Consider the following 16,326-nt stretch of genomic DNA (forward strand, 5'->3'; position numbering starts at 1 on the left):
GTTAATCTTCATCCCGCCGAAACGCATACCGCCAGGCGCGTCCTTCTCGGAAGCATTTGGCTTTGCCGTGCTGGATCAAGTGGGGGATGAGGGTGCCGTAAAGGTAGGAGGGGCGGATGCCGCCGACGCGGCCCGGGTTCTTGGCGAAGGCGTTGGTTAATGCTGTCTTGCTGAGAACAACTGCGTCTTTGCCGGTCGCATCAGGAAAGCGGCAGAGGATGTTGGCGTGCATGGTGTCTGCTTCTTCCGCGATACGGGCTTGTTGGGAGGCCGTATCGAGAAAACGGGAGGCCTCGACGCAGAGGCGCACATGGTCAATCGCGCATTGCAGGCTTTCCAGGCTGATTTCGTTCCAGAGGAGCACGCGCTTCTTTGCAAACCGGCATAGGTGGAAGATCATGGCCACCTTGACCACATGGGAGGGCATTTCGCTGAGGGCGGCGGCAAGCGCGAGGTCCTTCTCCGCAAAGCCGAGATTGTCCGCTTCCTGGGCGGCCTTTGCGCGAAACTCTTCCCATAGCGGCAGCGCCTTTTCGCTCAATGTCATCGGCCCCTCCAGCTTGCGCAGATCCTCGAATTGCAGCGCCAACCGCGTAAGCGCGCCTTCATCGGGTTGGGGAACGTGAATGATCGTGCGCCCAATACGCTGGGATAGGTAATACAGGAAGCGCCGGCTCATCCCGTCGCGCTGGTCCAATTTATTGAACCGGCACACATTGAAGGTCGCGCCAAAGAGGATGCTGGTGGAGGTAACGGGAATGATGCGCGTAGTCTTTGCACCATCCCCGTTTTTGCGGAACGATTCGCGCAATTCACTGCAATCGTAGAGCTCCAGGTATTTCTTGGCGACCATCTTGCCGTAACTGCTCTCCGCCCAATTGGCCAAGACGGAATTGGCGTCATCCGCGATCAGGATCTTATCGGGATGGCCGCCACATTCCGGCTCATACTGGTCGAAGAGCGCTTCCAGGCTGACAATCGCGGAACTGAATTGCGCGGGCTTGAGCAAGCGCTTCCCCAGGCCTTCAACCATCTTGATCGCAGTTGTTTTCCGGTCGCCCGGCTTGCCTGCGAGCAGCGCGTAGAGGTTGGGATACTTCGGGCGGTCCAGATTGAACCATACCCGCCGACCGAGAAAGGTGCCGATCACGGGCAGCACGCATCCAATCAGGTAGCAATCTGCGCTTTCGGCATACTTGCGCGCATACTCCATCCAGTCATGAAGAACCGAATCTTCTGGGTAGATCGCGCGGCTGAGCGAGTGGAGGCCTGTGGGATTTGTGGGAAACTCGTCGCTGGCTTCATGGGCGATGCTTTCGAAGTAGCTGTTTCCCACATTTCCCACGGGAGCCCCTGCCTCTGGCGATGGGTGGTGGCCGCTCATCCTGCCACCTCCTCGTCGCCGGGCAGCTCGTTCAGGTAAGAGATCAAGCTGTCGAAGTTGATCAGGCGGATGCCGCGCGTCGCACCGCGCTTGCGCAGCACCTTGCTGTCAACCGGCGGGTTGTAATCGTTGGTGTCGCTGGCGATGGTCAGCTCGTTGAGGGTGGATCGCGAAAGCCCCGTGTAGGGGCAGCGCTTTCCAGGTAAAGGAAGGCGGATAAACTCCGGCTTCGAATGCGTTGCGCTCTGAGTGAGGGCAGCGGCTTTCAGGTTGGTAGCTTTATCAAACATGACGCCATTAAGTCGATTCGACGCCATGTCAGATAGTGACACATTTAGATATCTAAATATGTCACCCCTGCGGAGACTCCAGCCAGCGGAAGCTCTTTTCGGCGGTGGCTGCCTGGCGTTTGAGCTTCCGAAGTAGGTCACTTTCCGGGAAATTGTCTTTCGCTGCCTCCGGCTGGTAGAGGTCGATGTAATCGCTCCAAGAGTTGACCGCCTGCTTTCGCCGCCAGACGCCCAAGCATTCCAACGCTGTTTCCGCCTTGATTGGCAGCTTCTCGCTTTCCATGGCGCGCGTCGTCACATTGCGCAGGCCTTTAAACTCTTCCGGGCGGTTGCGCTTCAGGAACTTCTCAAACTCCGCCTTCAGCTCCTTGTCGGTCGCGCCCCAGTTGAGACCGAGGAACACGAGCGTTTGCAGTCCGTGACGATCTGTATTCAGGAAAGGCGCAGTGTAGCAATCGGGGGTTGCGGGCTTGAGTGCGCGCATGGCCAGTCCACGCGAAACGTCCTCTTCACGATAGGCCACTAGCGGTTCGCCCACCGCGAGAGGACCGAAGACTGCCAGATGGATGTGCCCTTCTTGCGTGTACGCGAATGGCTTTTCCGGGAACTCCATCCAGTTGCATATTAGCTCCAAGTAAGATGCGCAGCGCATGGGCTTTGCGGGTTCCGTCTCCAATGCGGGAGCGGATTGCGGAAAGGGTTCCATCCGAGGCGCGGCGTCCGCCATCGCCGCCCGCATCCGCGCAACGGCAGCTTTGATCCGCTCCGAAGATCGGCAATATTCGTAGTAGAAGACCTGGATCAGCTGGTCGGGGTGCCGGTAAGCGCTGAAATCCCATTCCACTTCGGGCAGCGGCTCCGGTTCGTGACGGCGTCTCTTTTGGCTCATGAGAAGTGAGGCAGGCTATCGAGAGCGCGCTTCTTGGCGTCAAACTCAATGTGCGTGTAGGTTCGGCTGATCGCCTTCGAATCGTGCCCAATAATGTCCATTGCCACCGCCTCCGAAACGCCCGCGTTCTTGAGCAAGCTGGTAGCCGTGTGCCGCAAGCAGTGGAAGGAAAGCTCGTTGGTGCGGCGACCTTCGGTTGCCTCCGCATCCTTGCGCTTGCTGTGGCTGCGGGGTGGGGCAAGGTTCGCTGCAACCATGATCTCGTAAAACTGGTTGGAAAGCTGCCCGGTCTTACCGGTCTTCTCCACGATTGCGGAAGCCGACGGAAAAACGGGGGCGTCCGGCCTGTCTGGGGCAGAAAGCTGAAGCAGGTAGTCGTGCAGCGGCTGTGCAAGGGGGACGTTTACCGGCCGATCGGTCTTGCTGGTGACGAAGAAGATTTGCTGCTGGGCCAAGTCGATATTGGTCCAGGTAAGGCGCGCGATATCGCCGAGGCGCTGGCCCGTGTAGAGGCCGCAGAGGATCATGCCCTTCCAGTCGTCGGTTGAGGCTGCGAGCAGGCGTTTCAGCTCGTTGAGGTTAAAGGCACGGCGTTCTTTGCCTGCGCCAGCCACTCGTTTTGCAGTCGGGACCTTTGCCTCTGGATTCTCCAGCATCAGATTGTCCCGCCAAGCGTCGTTGAACGCCACACGAAGCACCTTCAGGTAGAGGTTTGCCGAAGCTGGCGACAGACGCTCAATAGTGGCTTCGCGAAAGCCGATAAAGTTGCGTGGGGTCAGGAAATTCAGGTCGTTGTGCTGGGTATCTCCGAGGTAGGCGAGGAAGTTTTTGATCACCACTTGATACTTCTGCCATGCGCTCGGGCTGATCTCGTTCTTCTTGCGCGCAATCCAGCCGTTCAGAAAATCCTCAATGGTTGTCGAAGCAAGATCGTCGTTGTGGATCTCCTGATAGGCGTCGGTAAAAAGCTTGCGGATCTGGGTTTCAGAGAGCCGCTTTCGATAGGCATCCTCCAATGCGTGGGCCAGCTTCTCGGCCTGCTTGCGGTTGGTCATCTTGGTGCTGCGCTTACGCTGCTTGCCGTGACTGTCGGTAAAGCAGGCGACCCAATACTTGCTTTGCGGATGCTTCCAAAGTGAGGCCATTTCTAAGAATGAAACTAAGAATGACGCAGACTGTCAATCATGTCATGGAAGCGCAAGATGCTGTATTTTAGCGGCCTGTGAAGGTGTGGTCTGGCCTTCTGTGTCACCGGGGGTTCGAATCCCTCTCTCTCCGCCATTTTCCCTACACCTTGAATTCGCGCTTGAAGCGCTCTTTGGCGCCGGTTTCGACCATGGAGCCGTGGGTGGGGATGAGGCGGTCGAAGTCGAGCTGGAGCAGCTCGTCGATGCTAGCAAGGAAGGCGGCGCGGTCGGTAATCGTCTGGCGGAAGATGCGGGTGGGGCGCAGCTGGCCGTTGACGCCGTTGAGACGGAAGAAGAGCCGCGTGAACAGAGGGGCCTCGCGACCAAAGTTCATCACCAGATCGCTGACGAGCAGGGAGCGGGTGGGGGCGTGGTAAAAGGCTGTCTCCTGCGTGGTGGTGCCGCGCAGCTGGATGGGGCGCAGAACGGGCAGCCAGCTCTCGGGCCATTCAGCAAAGGTGCGCCGCGCATTGGTGAGGTCTGGACTCACCTTCAAGTCGGGCGAAGCGTAGAGCTTGCACTCGCTGAAGAGGCGCAGCACGTCCTCCAGGTAAGTGTCGTGAAACAGGGTGGGGGTGACGATGGAGCCGATGCGGCCGCGTGGCTGGAGATCGCTCAGTAGCTCGGGTGAGATCGGGTTGGGGTTGTGGAGCTGGATCGAGCCATTGGGCAGGCGGACGACCACCATGCGCCGCCTCAGCTGCACTCCGAAGAGTGAAAAAGGTATTTCATGGACCCAGAGTGACGGCGCGATGCGAAGTAACCCGGGAGTGACATGAGGTGAAAGCACTCCCAAATCTGCTTCAGGAATCTTGGCTGGACAAGTGAAACTTTACGTTTGCTTAACTTTTAACGCGGTTCGAGCAAGGCCGGATCTGGACCTACGAATTCGATTTCACGACTTACAGTTGCCCCCTCATCCGTATACAGTTCGAGGCGGAAGCGGAAATTGCCGGAGTAGGTGTCGCGGGGCACCAGAACGACGGCGGTTGCGGTGGCTTCCTGCATGGGCTGCAGGCGGATGCGCTCGGTAAGGCCGCGCAGCTCCAGCGCTTGATCGCCTGCACTGGCCACGGCCCATACTTCCATCGGGCGCTCGCTCTTGTTGACGAGGCGCACCTGGTATTGGTTGCGCACGCCTGCGCCGTCGACGTAAAAGGGCGAGCCTCTCATGCGGACGACGTTGGCGCTGAGCGGCTCATAGCTGTTGAAGGAGAAGGCGGCTACGCAGAGGCCGATAAGGCCAAACACCATGTAGAGCAGAGTGCGTGCGCGGACCAGCTTGCTCTTGCGGCCCTCCAGCTGCTCGTCGGTGGCGTAGCGGATGAGGCCGCGCGGGCGGTTGAGCTTGTCCATCACCGTGTCGCAGGCGTCGATGCAGCCCGCGCAGCCGATGCACTCGAGCTGCAGCCCTTGGCGGATGTCGATGCCGGTGGGGCAGACCTGGACGCAGCGGCGGCAGTCGATGCAGTCGCCCGCGTTGGGGTCGCGCGGTTTGCCCGGCGGATTGCCGCGGTTGTAGTCGTAGGCGACGTTGTAGGTGTGGTTGTCGATCAGCGCGCTCTGGAAGCGGCCGTAGGGGCAGATAATGATGCAGAGCTGCTCGCGGAACCACGCAAAGTTGCCGTAAATGAGCGCGGTGGAGGCGGCGACGAAGAGGAAGGCCGACCAGTGCTGCAGCGGGCTGTCGATCAGCATGCCCCAGAGGCCGGGGATCGAGACGAAGTAGCTGAGGAAGATGTGGGCGATGACGGCCGCGAGCAGGACGAAGATCGTGTGCTTGGCGACGCGCTTGATGGCCTTGTCGGGCGTCCAGCTGGCGCGGTCGAGCTTCTTGCGCGTGGCGGCGTCGCCTTCGATCCAGCGCTCGATGCGGCGGAAGACGTGTTCGAGGAAGACCGTTTGCGGGCAAGCCCAGCCGCACCAGACGCGCCCGAAGAGCGCCGTGACGAAAAAGAGCAGGAAGGCGAGCCCGGTGATGCCGAAGAAGAGCATCCACATGTCCTGCGCGGCAAACGTGAGCCCGAAGAGGTGGAAGCGCTGGCGCGCCACGTCGAGAAAGACCGCCGGGTGTCCATTGATCGGGATCCACGGCAGGGCGATGTAGACGACGATGAGCAGCACGGCCACGATGCGCCGCCATGCGGTAAACCGGCCTTTGACATCCGAGGGGTGGATGATGAAGCGCGAACCGTCACGGTTGATCGTGGTGACGGTGTTGAGGTTCGGTGCCTTGGGGGATGTGCTGCTCATGGTGTGGACAGACCGTTCGGTTCAGCTGATGAAGGCCAACACCGCAAGCGCCGGGCGAACCGGGCGTTTGCGGCGATTGAAAGGCTTTACTGGGCAACGGGAGGATTCAGCGTCGCGGCGCTGGCCATCTCCTCCGGCGTGTGGTGGCTGAGCACAAAGGCGACCACTTGGCTGATGCCTTGCGGGCCCAGCTGATTCTTCCAGCTTTGCATGCCCGGGTTGGGCACCTGCGGGGAGCCTTCGCTCACGACCTGGAAGACGCTCATCGGGGTGTTGCCCCACTTCCACTCGTGGTCGACGAGGTTGAGGCCGATGTCGCCCGTAAGGTCGGCCTTGTGGCAGCTGGCGCAGTTTTGCATGAAGATCTCTTCGCCCTTGGCCACAAAACCAGTGTTCTGGCTCATCTGCCAGAGCGTCTCGCTGTTGATCTCGCTCATGGCGGCGAGTTGGGCCTCCTGGATCTTGGCGATCTCGGCGTCGATCCGCGCGGCGTCGGTCGCTCCGGTGCGGGTGTTGTACCAGGTGAACCAGTAGAGCGTGGCGAAGATGATCGCCAGGTAGAAGGTCCACAACCACCAGTTGGGCAGGCGGTTGTCGTACTCCTCGATGCCGTCGTAGACGTGCGGGCGCTTCGGCGGCTCGTTGGGATCTTGGATGGGTTGGGCGGAACTCATGGGTGGGCGAAGCAGGTAGTCAGCTCAGGAACGGTCGACCCTTTCGCCGTCCTGGTCCTCTAGGGGCAGGTTCGCGGTGTGGTCGAGGTCGCGCTTCTTCATCAGCAAAGCGCGCACGGTAAAAAAGATAAACGTGGCAAACGTCAGGACAAACGCGATCAGAGTGATGATCGTCTGCCAGTCTTCGAAGGTGACGCGTTTGAACATGGAAGAGGGATGGGCAGAGATTTGAACAGGAGTTAAAAGGAGTTAAAAAGAGCAGGAAGATGGGCTTTCTGCATCCTGGGCTGATAATTCAGGTCTGGTTGGGAACTCCTTTTCACTCTTTTTAACTCCTGTTCATTTCCTCAGGTTAAAATTGCTTTTTTATTACTCCTGGGCCGTCCCGGCGGCGTCGATGCGGGCCTGGGCGGCGTGGATGTCTTCGTAGGTGCCGAGCTTTTGCAGGTAGGCGATCAGCGCGACGATCTTCTTGTCCTTGTCCGTCGAGCGGTATTCGGCTTGCAGGCCTTCGACGATGCCTTGGGCTTGTTCGTCAATTGCGGCCTGGACGGCTTCGTCGCTCATTTCCGGGTAAGGGACGCCGAGCACGCGCAGGGCACGCAGCTTGGCGGGGATGGCAGCGTAGTCGGCGTTTTGCTCCAGCAGCCACGGGTAGGGCGGCATGATCGAGCCGGCGCTGATGTCTTCGGGGTTGCGCATGTGGTCGTAGTGCCACACGTCGCCACGCACGCCGCCTTCGCGGGCGAGATCCGGGCCGGTGCGCTTCGAGCCCCATTGGAAGGGGTGGTCGTAGATCGACTCGCCCAGGCGGCTGTAGTCGCCATAGCGGCGGACGTCCGGCACGATGGTGCGGATCATCTGGCTGTGGCAGTTGTAGCAGCCTTCGGAGACGTAAATGTCGCGGCCGGCCAACTCAAGCGGCGTGTAGGGCACCTGCACGCGGTCTTCGAGGTTCTTCACGCGCTGGACGGCCAGCGTCGGGATAATCTGGATGGCGCCGCCGATGAACACGGCGAGGAACGTCAGCACGGTGAAGGGGATCCAGTTGCCGATCAGCTTCTCGTACCATTCGCCCCAGCGGCGGCCGGTGGCCTGGAAGTGTACGATACAGGTCAGCGAAGTGGCGGCGAGAATGCCGATGCCGAGCATCTGGATGATGTCGCCCGCGTCGCCGAGGCCTTGACCCACGATCCAGGACATCAGGCCCAGGATGAAGAACACGCTGTAGATAAAGGGCCAGTTGAAGATGGTGCCCAGCCAGCCCATGCTGCCTTCGAGCTTGCGCGTCTCTTCGACGTCGTGGGCGGGCACATCGACCGTGCCGTTGACCGGCTCCGCGCCGCGGATGGTCATGAAGATGTTGACCATCAGCAGCACCCAGCCGAGCAGGTAGAAGGTGCCCCCAATGGCGCGGAAGAGCATCAGCGGGCGGATCGTCTGTACGGTTTCGAGGAACTGATACTTCAGCGAAAGACCGTCGTCGGAAACCGCGTTGAGGTGCAGGCCCTGGGTGATCCCGCTGGTCCACATCGCGCCGACGTAGAGCAGGATGCCGATGAAGGCCAACCAGAAGTGGGTGTTGGCGAGGCTGGGGCTCCAGAGCTTGGCCTTCCAGAGGCGCGGGGCCAGGAAGTAGAACATGCCGGCTGCCATCAGGCCGTTCCAGCCCAAGGTGCCGCCGTGCACGTGGCCGATCGTCCAGTCGGTATAGTGGCTGAGGTAGTTGACCGCGCGGACGGACATCAGCGGGCCCTCAAAGGTGGCCATACCGTAGAAAGTGACGCCTGCGGCGAAGAACTTCAGCACCGGGTCGCGGCGCAGCTGGTTCCACGCACCGCGCAGGGTGAGGAGGCCGTTGAGCATGCCGCCCCAGGAGGGCGCCCACAGCATGAGGGAAAAGATCATGCCCAGCGCCTGCAGCCAGTGGGGCAGGGCGGTGTTGAGCAAGTGGTGGGGGCCCGCCCAGATGTAGATAAATACGAGCGCCCAGAAGTGCACGATCGACAGCCGGTAGCTGTAGACGGGGCGATTCGCGGCCTTGGGCAGGTAGTAATACATGATGCCCAGGATCGGCGTCGTCAGGAAGAAGGCCACGGCGTTGTGGCCATACCACCACTGCACCAGGGCGTCTTTTACGCCCCCGTAGATCGTGTAGCTATGGGTGAGGCTGGTCGGCAGCTGCAGGTTGTTCACCACGTAGAGCAGCGCCACGGTGATGATCGTCGCGATGTAGAACCAGATCGCCACGTAGAGCGTCGGCTCGTTGCGCTTGGCCAGCGTCCAGAAAAAATTGATGGCGAAGGCCACCCAGGTGAGCGTCACCAGGATGTCGATGGGCCAGATCAGCTCCGCGTATTCCTTGCCCTGCGTAAAGCCGGCCAGCAGCGTCACGGCTGCCGCGAGGATCACCGCCTGCCAGCCCCAGAAGTGGAACCAGGTGAGCGCGCGACTCGCGAGGCGTGCCTTACAGAGGCGCTGGGTGCTGTGGTAAATGCCGGCAAACATCATGTTGCCCACAAAAGCGAAAATCGCGCCGTTGGTATGCAGCGGGCGCAGGCGGCCGAAGCTGATCCACGACAGCCCGAAGTTGAGCTGTGGGAAGTTGAGCTGGAAGGCCGCAAAGAGGCCCGCGCTCATGCCGACAAGACCCCAGATAACGCCCGCCAGCATGAAATAGCGGACCGCGCGGTCGTTGTATTCGATCGTCGTTGTAGGTGAGTTGCCGTGATTCATGGCGCTCGAAGCAGTCAGGTAGTCAGGTTGGGAACTAAAAACGGAAAAAAGACCTAGGAGCGGGGCTGCCGCGCAGAACGCTGGCCGCTATCCTCCTCCAGCGGGCGCAACGACTCGCGCTCGGCACTGCCGAAACCGCGATGCTTGCGCTCATGCCAGAACAGGAACCCGAAGAGGACGGCCAGCAGCACACTGCAAAGGACTGTCAGGGATATGACCTCCATCTTGATCGTCATAAGAATCGTTAATGTTTAGCCGGTCAAATTAAAAAACTGCGGTAAAATGACTTATGAACCGGATTAGCGCATGTGTAGGGCTAACTGTGAACCGCGAAAACCTTTTCGCATATTAGATAAATTAATAGGCTTAAAAGGCGGGGGAATATGGCCATGCCCTCTTCGTAACCTTAATGTGTTGGTCCTGAATCTCTGCGTGCCATCCGCGTCACCCCGTTCGGGGCACGATCTTCGCGCGTTTGCCCTTCTTCTGATTCGTCACCCTTGGCATCCTCCAAAGTAAAAACCGCAATTTTTACATTTCATACCCTCCAAACGTCTTCAGAAAATATGCGGGCGGCTTACGCCGCGGGCACTTCCGCCGCACCGGCACTCATCCTACAAGTGCGGGGCTGCTGCCCCGATCTGGATGATGGGTAGCGGTTGGACGGGCGATTGCTGGACGGTTCACTGCCCCGGTGCTTGCCATGGGGCGCGGAGGTTCGCATCGTGGAGGGCATGATTTCGATTGTTGCAGGCACCAACCGGGCCGGGAGCACTACCTTGAAGCTGGCGACGTTTCTCGCCGGGCTCTACCGTGCGTTGGGGCAGGAAGTCGTGCTGCTCGACCTGGCCGAACTGCCGCTGGAGCTGCTTTCGCCCGACTCCTACCGCCAGAAGCCGGCCAGCTTTGTCGAACGGTTCAGCGAGCCGTTGCTGGAGTCGAAGGGGACGCACTGGGTCGTGCCGGAATACAACGGCAGCTTTCCGGGCGCGCTGAAGCTGCTGATCGACCACTTGCCTTATCCCGACTTTTACGAAAATCGCCCGGCGGCCTTTGTGGGGCTCTCCGCCGGCGCCTCGGGTGCCACCCGGCCCATCGAGCACCTGCAGCAGGTAATGGCCTACCGTAACGGTTATGCCTACAACCGCCGCGTCTTCATCCCGGCCGCTTATCAGGCTCTGGAAGACGGGGTGCCGGTAGAGGAAGACCTGCGCGCGCGCCTGCAACGGCAGGTGGAGGGCTTCATCGGCTTCGCCCAGCGCGTGCACGCCGTGACGGACGCCTCTTAAAAGCCTGCCCTGAAGGCCGTTTATCCCTCCTGAAACCCTTTGCCCAGTGCGGGGTTGAATTGGAGGTGTAGGTTGCGTTCATTGAGGGAGGACATTAGCTTATTTACCAATCAACCGTCCTCCTTCGCTCGCACCACCCCTTGATCGGAGAACAGACCATGAAGATCACTCTTTGCACTCGCAGGATCCTGCCGCTCGCCTTGATCGCCCTCCTCCTCGGAGGCTGCTCCAGCGCCAACAACAACCCCAACACCACACGCGGGGCGGGGATTGGTGCGGCCAGCGGTGCTCTGATCGGCGGCATCATCGGCAACAACTCCGGCTCGGGCAACAGTGCCTCCGGGGCGGCCATCGGTGCCGGTATCGGTGCCCTGTTCGGTGGCGCCGTCGGCCAGTCGCAAGACGCCAAGAACAAGGCGCAGGCCGAAGAAATGGCCCGCCAGCGCGAATTTAACATCGAGATGGCTCGCCTGCAGAAGGAAAAGGAAGCCCAACAGCGCGAATACGAGCGCCAGATGACCATCGTCCAAGGCCAGAAGGTGACCGATCGTGAGGTGTTCGAGGCCGAGCAGGCTGCCCGCGAGGCCGAAGCCCGCGTGAAGCAGCTCGAAGCCGAGCGCGCCGCCGCCATCGCGCGCCAGCGCAGCCTGGAAGAAGCCCGCAAACGCCAGGAGGAAGCCCAGCGCAAGGCGGCCGAAATCGAAGCCGAGCTCAATGGCCGGTCGACCACGTCGACCACCGGTAGTTGAGCCGTTTTCCAACTTCACCACTTTTAACCAGCAGGGGGCCACACGGTCCCCTTACTTTTCTACCCTATGAGCTTGTTTACCCGCATCGGAGTCATCCTGGTCGGCCTGCTCGGTTTGGCCCTCACCGGTTGCACGACCGCTTATTACGTTTCCGTCGACTCCATGTCTCGCCCCGATGCGCTGCAGCCAAGCGCCGAGGCGGGCAATCTCCAGTATTACACCCTCGAAAGCAGTGACCCGAAGGTCCAGCCCGGCGATCTCCGCTTTACCGAGACGGCGCAATACCTTGAGGCCGCGCTGGCCGGAGCCGGCTACATCTACACCACCAGCCCCTCCGAAGCCGACGTTATCGTCACCTTCGATACGGAGCTGAAGGGGCCGATCCGCTCGTCCGAAACCTCCTACGAGCCCGTTTACTACAGCCGCCCCAGCTACACCCGCGTCGCCATCGTCAACAAGAAGGGCAACGTAGTGGGCTACAGCTGGGCACCCGGCCCGTATTACACCGATGTGGTCCACCAGCGTTACGACCGCACCGTCAGCCTCTACCAGAAGTCCCTCACCCTCAGTGCCCGTGCGCGCAACGCCGATGGCAAGCCGGGCGAAGAACTCTGGAACGTGACGGCGCGCTCAACCGACCAGAGCGGAGACCTGCGGGCCTATACGCCCGTGCTCGCCGCTGCGGCGATGAACTACATCGGCCAGGAGACCAACGGCGAGCAGCGCCTCGTGCTGAAGGAAGACAGCGAAATGCTCCGCTACGTGCGCCAGGGCCTTTAACAGCCTTGCTGCCCGGTCGCCCGCCGCTCAAGTTGGCAGGCATGGCCGAGGAGATCTTCGACGTTGTCGACGAACAGGACGAAGTGATTTATCAGGCCCCGCGCAAGGACGTCCATGCGCGGGGTCTTTTGCATCGCGCGGTGCACGTGCTCGTGTTCAACGCACAAGGGCAGATCTTTCTCCAGCAGCGCGCGCGCACCAAAGATACCTTCCCCTCTCGCTGGGACAGCTCGGCGGCCGGCCACGTCGCCTCTGGGGACGGTTACGACCTCACGGCCCAACGCGAGCTGGAGGAAGAGCTGGGCGTAACGGCCCCGCCGGAGGCCTTCGAGCCCCTCTTCTACATTCGGGCCTGCCGGGAGACCGGCAACGAATTCGTGTGGGTCTACCGTACCCGGCACGAAGGGCCCTTCCACCTGCAGGCGAGCGAGATCGAAGGCGGCGGCTGGTTTGCCCCGGAGCATGTAGACGGGTGGATCGCCGAGCGCCCAGACGACCACGCCCCGTCGTTCGTCCTCATCTGGCAGCAATGGCGACAGGCCGCGACTCCGGGCGTATGAACGTCGCCCTTCGTCCGCTGCTGACGGCGCATCTGGCGGAGGCGCAGCGTCTGGAGCCCTTGCTGCGGCGGGGGCAAGGCGGGCTGTACCGCTATGTCGACCGCCTGGAGGAGGCGGACCTCATCATCTGGACCGACTGGCCGGACTATGCGCAGCCGCTCGACGCCTTGCAGCGGGAGGACTTTCGCGCGCATCTGGATCGTTCCTTTGCCTTTTCGCAGCAAGACCGTCCGCTTGCGTTTCTGCCCGGCCTTTACACCGGCCTCAGTGGACGGGCCGACGACACGCGACGCGGTGGTTGGTATCTGGAGGCCAGCGCACCGGATGATGCCCTCGATGCCGTGGCGGTCGATCCCCGCGAGCGCGACTTGTGGTTTACCTTCGCGGGCGGCTCGACTTCGTGGATCCGCAAGCGCCTCTTGCGGCACAATTTCCGCCGGTCCGACGTGCGGATCGTCAACACCTCCGCCTTTCACTTTTGGGACCCCGCGCAAAGCGGCCATGGCGACCGCCGGGCGTGGTATCTCGACCAGTTGGCCCGTTCCCGCTTCGTGCTCTGCCCGCGTGGAGCCTGCCCCAGCTCGATCCGCCTTTTTGAAACCATGCGAGCCGGGCGCGTGCCGGTGATCCTGAGTGATGCCTGGGTGCCGCCGCCCTTCGTTGAATGGAGGCGCTTCGCCGTCCGTGTGCCCGAGCGCCACTTCGCGCACCTGCCGGAGATATTGGCCGACTACGACCCGCAGGCACCCGAGATGGGCCGCATCGCCCGCACGCAGTGGGAACGCTGGCTTTCACTGGACCGTGCGGGCGAGACTCTCGTTGCCGCCTTGCTCGAGATCGGCCTCGATGCCGCTCGGCAGACCCCTCTTACGGCTTGGACCTGGCCAGCGCGACACCGCCTGCAGGCCCTGCGCTGGCAGGCGCGCGCTCAAGCTCGAGACGTCGCCCTGAAGGCTTGGCGCCGGAGCGGTCTGCCGATGCCTTATGCCCTCAACCGTCCGAACGACTGAGGGCACCTTTTCCTAGACAAAGAGCGTGGCGCTGCTGTCTTCAGTTGCCGCGAGGAAGTCCGCCACGCCGCCGATTTCGACTCCGTCGATCAGCTCCTCCTCGCGGATGCCCATGGCTTCCATCGACATGGAGCAAGCGACGAGGCGCGCACCGGCCAGCTTGGCCGAGCCGAGCAGCCCCGGCAGGTTGGGCAGGTTTTTCGCCGCCATACGGTGCTTCATCAGCGCGGTGCCGAGGCCGCCCATATGCATATTGGAGAGCGGTAGGCGGTTGACCCCGCGCGGCATCATCCAGCCAAACATCTTGTCCATGAAGCTCTTGCCTGTGATGGCCGGCATCTGCTCCTTGCGCAGCACGTTGAGCCCCCAGAAGGTGAAGAACAGCGTCACCTCCTTGCCCATCGCGAGCGCGCCGTTGGCGATCACGAGCGAGGCCAGCGCCTTGTCGAGGTCTTGCGAAAAGACGACCAGCGTCGTGCCATTGCGCTTGGCTGGGCTCCCGGCAACTGGAGCCGATGGCCCCGCCTTGCGCAAGCGGCCTACCACCTGGCGGTCACGCTTTTCCACAAAAAGCAGCTCATGCCCTTGGCTGCGGCAGAACGCCGGGAAGTCCTGCAGGAAGCCGTTGTCCGTCACCGTCACCTCCAGCACCTGGCCGGGTTGCAGGCCGTCGACCGCCTCCTTCACCCGCATGATCGGGCCCGGGCAGGCCAGACCGCTGGCGTCGAGGCGCTGGGTCGGCTCGTCGTCGCGGCTGGCAGCGTGAGCCGCCGGATTCGCTTTGACGGGCGTGGCTGGTTGGGGCTTGGCGGCATCCTTGGGCAGGTGGACTTTGGCCCCGCCGACCACACTGTAGGCATCGAAGCCATTTTCGGCCAGGATGCGGGAGGCAAAATAGCTCGTCTTGCCCAGGTTGCAGATCGTGGCCACCGGGTGGCTGCGGTCCAATTCACCCAGCCGCGAGCGGAGCTGCCCGATGGGGATGTTGACCGCATTGGGGATGGGGCTCAGCTCGGCCAAGGTTGCCGGGCGCACGTCGACCAGTTGTGCGCCATCGAGGTGCTGGAGGTCGATGGGCTTGCTCAGGCCGTCGCGGAGGTTGGTGGCGGCAAAGCCCGCAATGTTGAGCACGTCCTTGGCCGAGCCGAAGGGCGGCGCGTAGGACAGCTCGAGGTGGCAAAGGTCGTCTATGGTGAGGCGTGCGCGGATGGCGGTGGCGAGCACGTCGAGACGCTTGTCCACCCCCTCCGCGCCGACGGCCTGCCCGCCGAGCAGCCGTCCACTCTTCGGCTCCCAAACGATCTTAAGCGTCAGGTGTTGCGCGCCGGGGTAATAGCTGGCGTGGGCGTAGTCCGTGACCGTCACCGTGCGGTAGTCGACCTTCTGCTGCTTCAGGCGTGCTTCCGTATAGCCAGTGACACCCGCGGCGAGGTCGAACACGCGCACGATGGCCGTGCCGATCGAGCCGGGGTAGGGCTGTGCCTGCGCCGGGCGCAAGATATGGTCGGCTGCCGTGCGGCCCTGCCGATTAGCCGGACCGCCGAGCGGAATGGCCGTGCGCTGGCCGAGGATCGGTTCCAGCGTCTCGACCACATCGCCCACCGCGTAGATGTCGGGGTCGGAGGTCTGTTGAAATTCATTCACCACGATGTGACCGCGCGGCCCCAGCTCCAGCCCCGCCGCCTTGGCCAACTGGCTCTCCGGGCGCACCCCGATGGAGAGCAGGACGAGGTCGCTCTCGATTTCGCGGCCCGAGTTGAGCTGCGCCTTCACGCGGTCGCCCGCCTCGGCAAAGCCCTTGATCCCGTCGCCCAGTACCAGCTCGACGCCGTTTTGGGTCAGCTCGCTTTCCAGCGGGCGCACCATCTCGCGGTCTATCTGGGCGAGCACCTGCGGCTGCAGTTCCACAATGTAGACTTTCTTGCCGAGGTGCACGAGCTGCTCGGCCACTTCCAGCCCGATGAAGCCCGCGCCGATCACCGTCACCGCCTCTGCCCGCTCGGCCGCCGTCTTGATCCGGTCCATGTCGACGAGGTTGCGCAGTGTATAGATCCGCGGATGGTCGATGCCCGGCAGCGGCGGTCGGATCGGGCTCGCGCCGGGGGAGAGCAGCAGCTTGTCGTAGGGCAGCTCGCGCTCAGTGCCGCTTTCGAGGCTGCGCACCCGCACCGTTTTCGCGCTGCGGTCGATCGACACCGCCTCCGTGCGCGTCTGCACGTCCACGTTCAGCAACTCGTTCAGCGATTGCGGGGTCTGGACGGCCAGACGGCTGCGGTCCTGAATCTCGCCGCCGATGTAGTAGGGCAGGCCGCAGTTGGCAAACGAGACATCCGGCCCCCGCTCAATCAGGGTGATCTCCGCCCGTTCCGACAAGCGGCGGGCGCGCGCGGCGGCACTGGCCCCGCCCGCCACCGCTCCAATGATGATAATGCAGGTAGAACGGTCTGTCTTAGTGTTTCCAAGGTTAGCGTGATGTTGGGTTAGGTCGCTCATGGTCGGTAGTCGCTCAGGTGTTGGATAGGATA

The 16,326-nt window shown here is 62.0% G+C and carries 16 protein-coding genes; 5 read left to right on the forward strand and 11 right to left on the reverse strand.

The genetic code is table 11. The annotated features are described in order from the left end of the window. Nucleotide 1 precedes the first annotated feature (1 nt). The 10 genes from Q7P63_11650 to Q7P63_11695 form a co-directional block, all read right to left on the reverse strand. On the reverse strand, nt 2-1,384 hold the full coding sequence (locus tag Q7P63_11650) for a DUF3987 domain-containing protein (protein ID MDP0500739.1): 1,383 nt from the start codon (nt 1,382-1,384) through the stop codon (nt 2-4). After that, a complete protein-coding gene (locus Q7P63_11655) occupies nt 1,381-1,674 on the reverse strand; it encodes a hypothetical protein (GenBank protein ID MDP0500740.1) in 294 nt (97 codons plus the stop codon). The genes Q7P63_11650 and Q7P63_11655 overlap by 4 nt, the downstream gene beginning before the upstream one ends. Nucleotides 1,675-1,735: 61 nt before the next feature. Further along, the gene (locus tag Q7P63_11660; GenBank protein ID MDP0500741.1) at nt 1,736-2,563 is read right to left on the reverse strand and encodes a hypothetical protein; all 828 of its coding nucleotides are present in this window, start codon (nt 2,561-2,563) and stop codon (nt 1,736-1,738) included. Further along, nucleotides 2,560-3,618, reverse strand: coding sequence for a tyrosine-type recombinase/integrase (locus Q7P63_11665; GenBank protein MDP0500742.1), 1,059 nt, complete (start codon nt 3,616-3,618; stop codon nt 2,560-2,562). The genes Q7P63_11660 and Q7P63_11665 overlap by 4 nt, the downstream gene beginning before the upstream one ends. A 232-nt stretch (nt 3,619-3,850) precedes the next feature. Beyond that, nucleotides 3,851-4,540 (reverse strand): DUF4336 domain-containing protein, encoded by a 690-nt coding sequence (locus Q7P63_11670; protein ID MDP0500743.1) that lies wholly within the window; start codon nt 4,538-4,540, stop codon nt 3,851-3,853. 59 nt (nt 4,541-4,599) lie between these two features. After that, entirely contained in the window at nt 4,600-6,003 is a 1,404-nt protein-coding gene (ccoG, locus tag Q7P63_11675; GenBank protein MDP0500744.1) for a cytochrome c oxidase accessory protein CcoG, read from the reverse strand. 86 nt (nt 6,004-6,089) lie between these two features. Beyond that, nucleotides 6,090-6,677 carry a cbb3-type cytochrome c oxidase N-terminal domain-containing protein gene (locus tag Q7P63_11680; GenBank protein ID MDP0500745.1) on the reverse strand — a complete coding sequence of 196 codons (588 nt, stop codon included), beginning with the start codon at nt 6,675-6,677 and terminating at the stop codon, nt 6,090-6,092. A gap of 24 nt (nt 6,678-6,701) precedes the next feature. Beyond that, a complete protein-coding gene (locus Q7P63_11685) occupies nt 6,702-6,884 on the reverse strand; it encodes a hypothetical protein (protein MDP0500746.1) in 183 nt (60 codons plus the stop codon). A gap of 162 nt (nt 6,885-7,046) precedes the next feature. Further along, a complete protein-coding gene (ccoN, locus tag Q7P63_11690) occupies nt 7,047-9,413 on the reverse strand; it encodes a cytochrome-c oxidase, cbb3-type subunit I (GenBank protein ID MDP0500747.1) in 2,367 nt (788 codons plus the stop codon). A 53-nt stretch (nt 9,414-9,466) separates the two neighbouring features. Then, complete coding sequence (locus Q7P63_11695; protein ID MDP0500748.1) at nt 9,467-9,637, reverse strand: hypothetical protein; 171 nt, start codon at nt 9,635-9,637, stop codon at nt 9,467-9,469. A 510-nt stretch (nt 9,638-10,147) separates the two neighbouring features. On the opposite strand from Q7P63_11695, the gene Q7P63_11700 reads away from it, so the two are divergent. The 5 genes from Q7P63_11700 to Q7P63_11720 all read left to right on the forward strand — a co-directional run bounded on the left by Q7P63_11700 (nt 10,148) and on the right by Q7P63_11720 (nt 13,801). Next, on the forward strand, nt 10,148-10,702 hold the full coding sequence (locus Q7P63_11700; GenBank protein MDP0500749.1) for an NADPH-dependent FMN reductase: 555 nt from the start codon (nt 10,148-10,150) through the stop codon (nt 10,700-10,702). 158 nt (nt 10,703-10,860) lie between these two features. After that, nucleotides 10,861-11,451: a glycine zipper domain-containing protein gene (locus Q7P63_11705; protein ID MDP0500750.1), complete on the forward strand. Its 591-nt coding sequence runs from the start codon at nt 10,861-10,863 to the stop codon at nt 11,449-11,451. Between the two features lie 66 nt (nt 11,452-11,517). Continuing rightward, nucleotides 11,518-12,231 (forward strand): hypothetical protein, encoded by a 714-nt coding sequence (locus Q7P63_11710; protein MDP0500751.1) that lies wholly within the window; start codon nt 11,518-11,520, stop codon nt 12,229-12,231. Nucleotides 12,232-12,272: 41 nt separating this feature from the next. After that, entirely contained in the window at nt 12,273-12,791 is a 519-nt protein-coding gene (locus Q7P63_11715; GenBank protein MDP0500752.1) for an NUDIX domain-containing protein, read from the forward strand. Continuing rightward, nucleotides 12,788-13,801 carry an exostosin family protein gene (locus tag Q7P63_11720; protein MDP0500753.1) on the forward strand — a complete coding sequence of 338 codons (1,014 nt, stop codon included), beginning with the start codon at nt 12,788-12,790 and terminating at the stop codon, nt 13,799-13,801. Before Q7P63_11715 ends, Q7P63_11720 begins: the two co-directional genes overlap by 4 nt. Nucleotides 13,802-13,813: 12 nt before the next feature. On the opposite strand, the gene Q7P63_11725 is transcribed toward Q7P63_11720, so the two are convergent. Continuing rightward, entirely contained in the window at nt 13,814-16,294 is a 2,481-nt protein-coding gene (locus Q7P63_11725; protein ID MDP0500754.1) for an FAD-dependent oxidoreductase, read from the reverse strand. Between the last annotated feature and the right edge of the window lie 32 nt (nt 16,295-16,326).

This window comes from Verrucomicrobiota bacterium JB022 (assembly GCA_030673845.1).
GTDB lineage: Bacteria > Verrucomicrobiota > Verrucomicrobiia > Opitutales > Oceanipulchritudinaceae > WOUP01.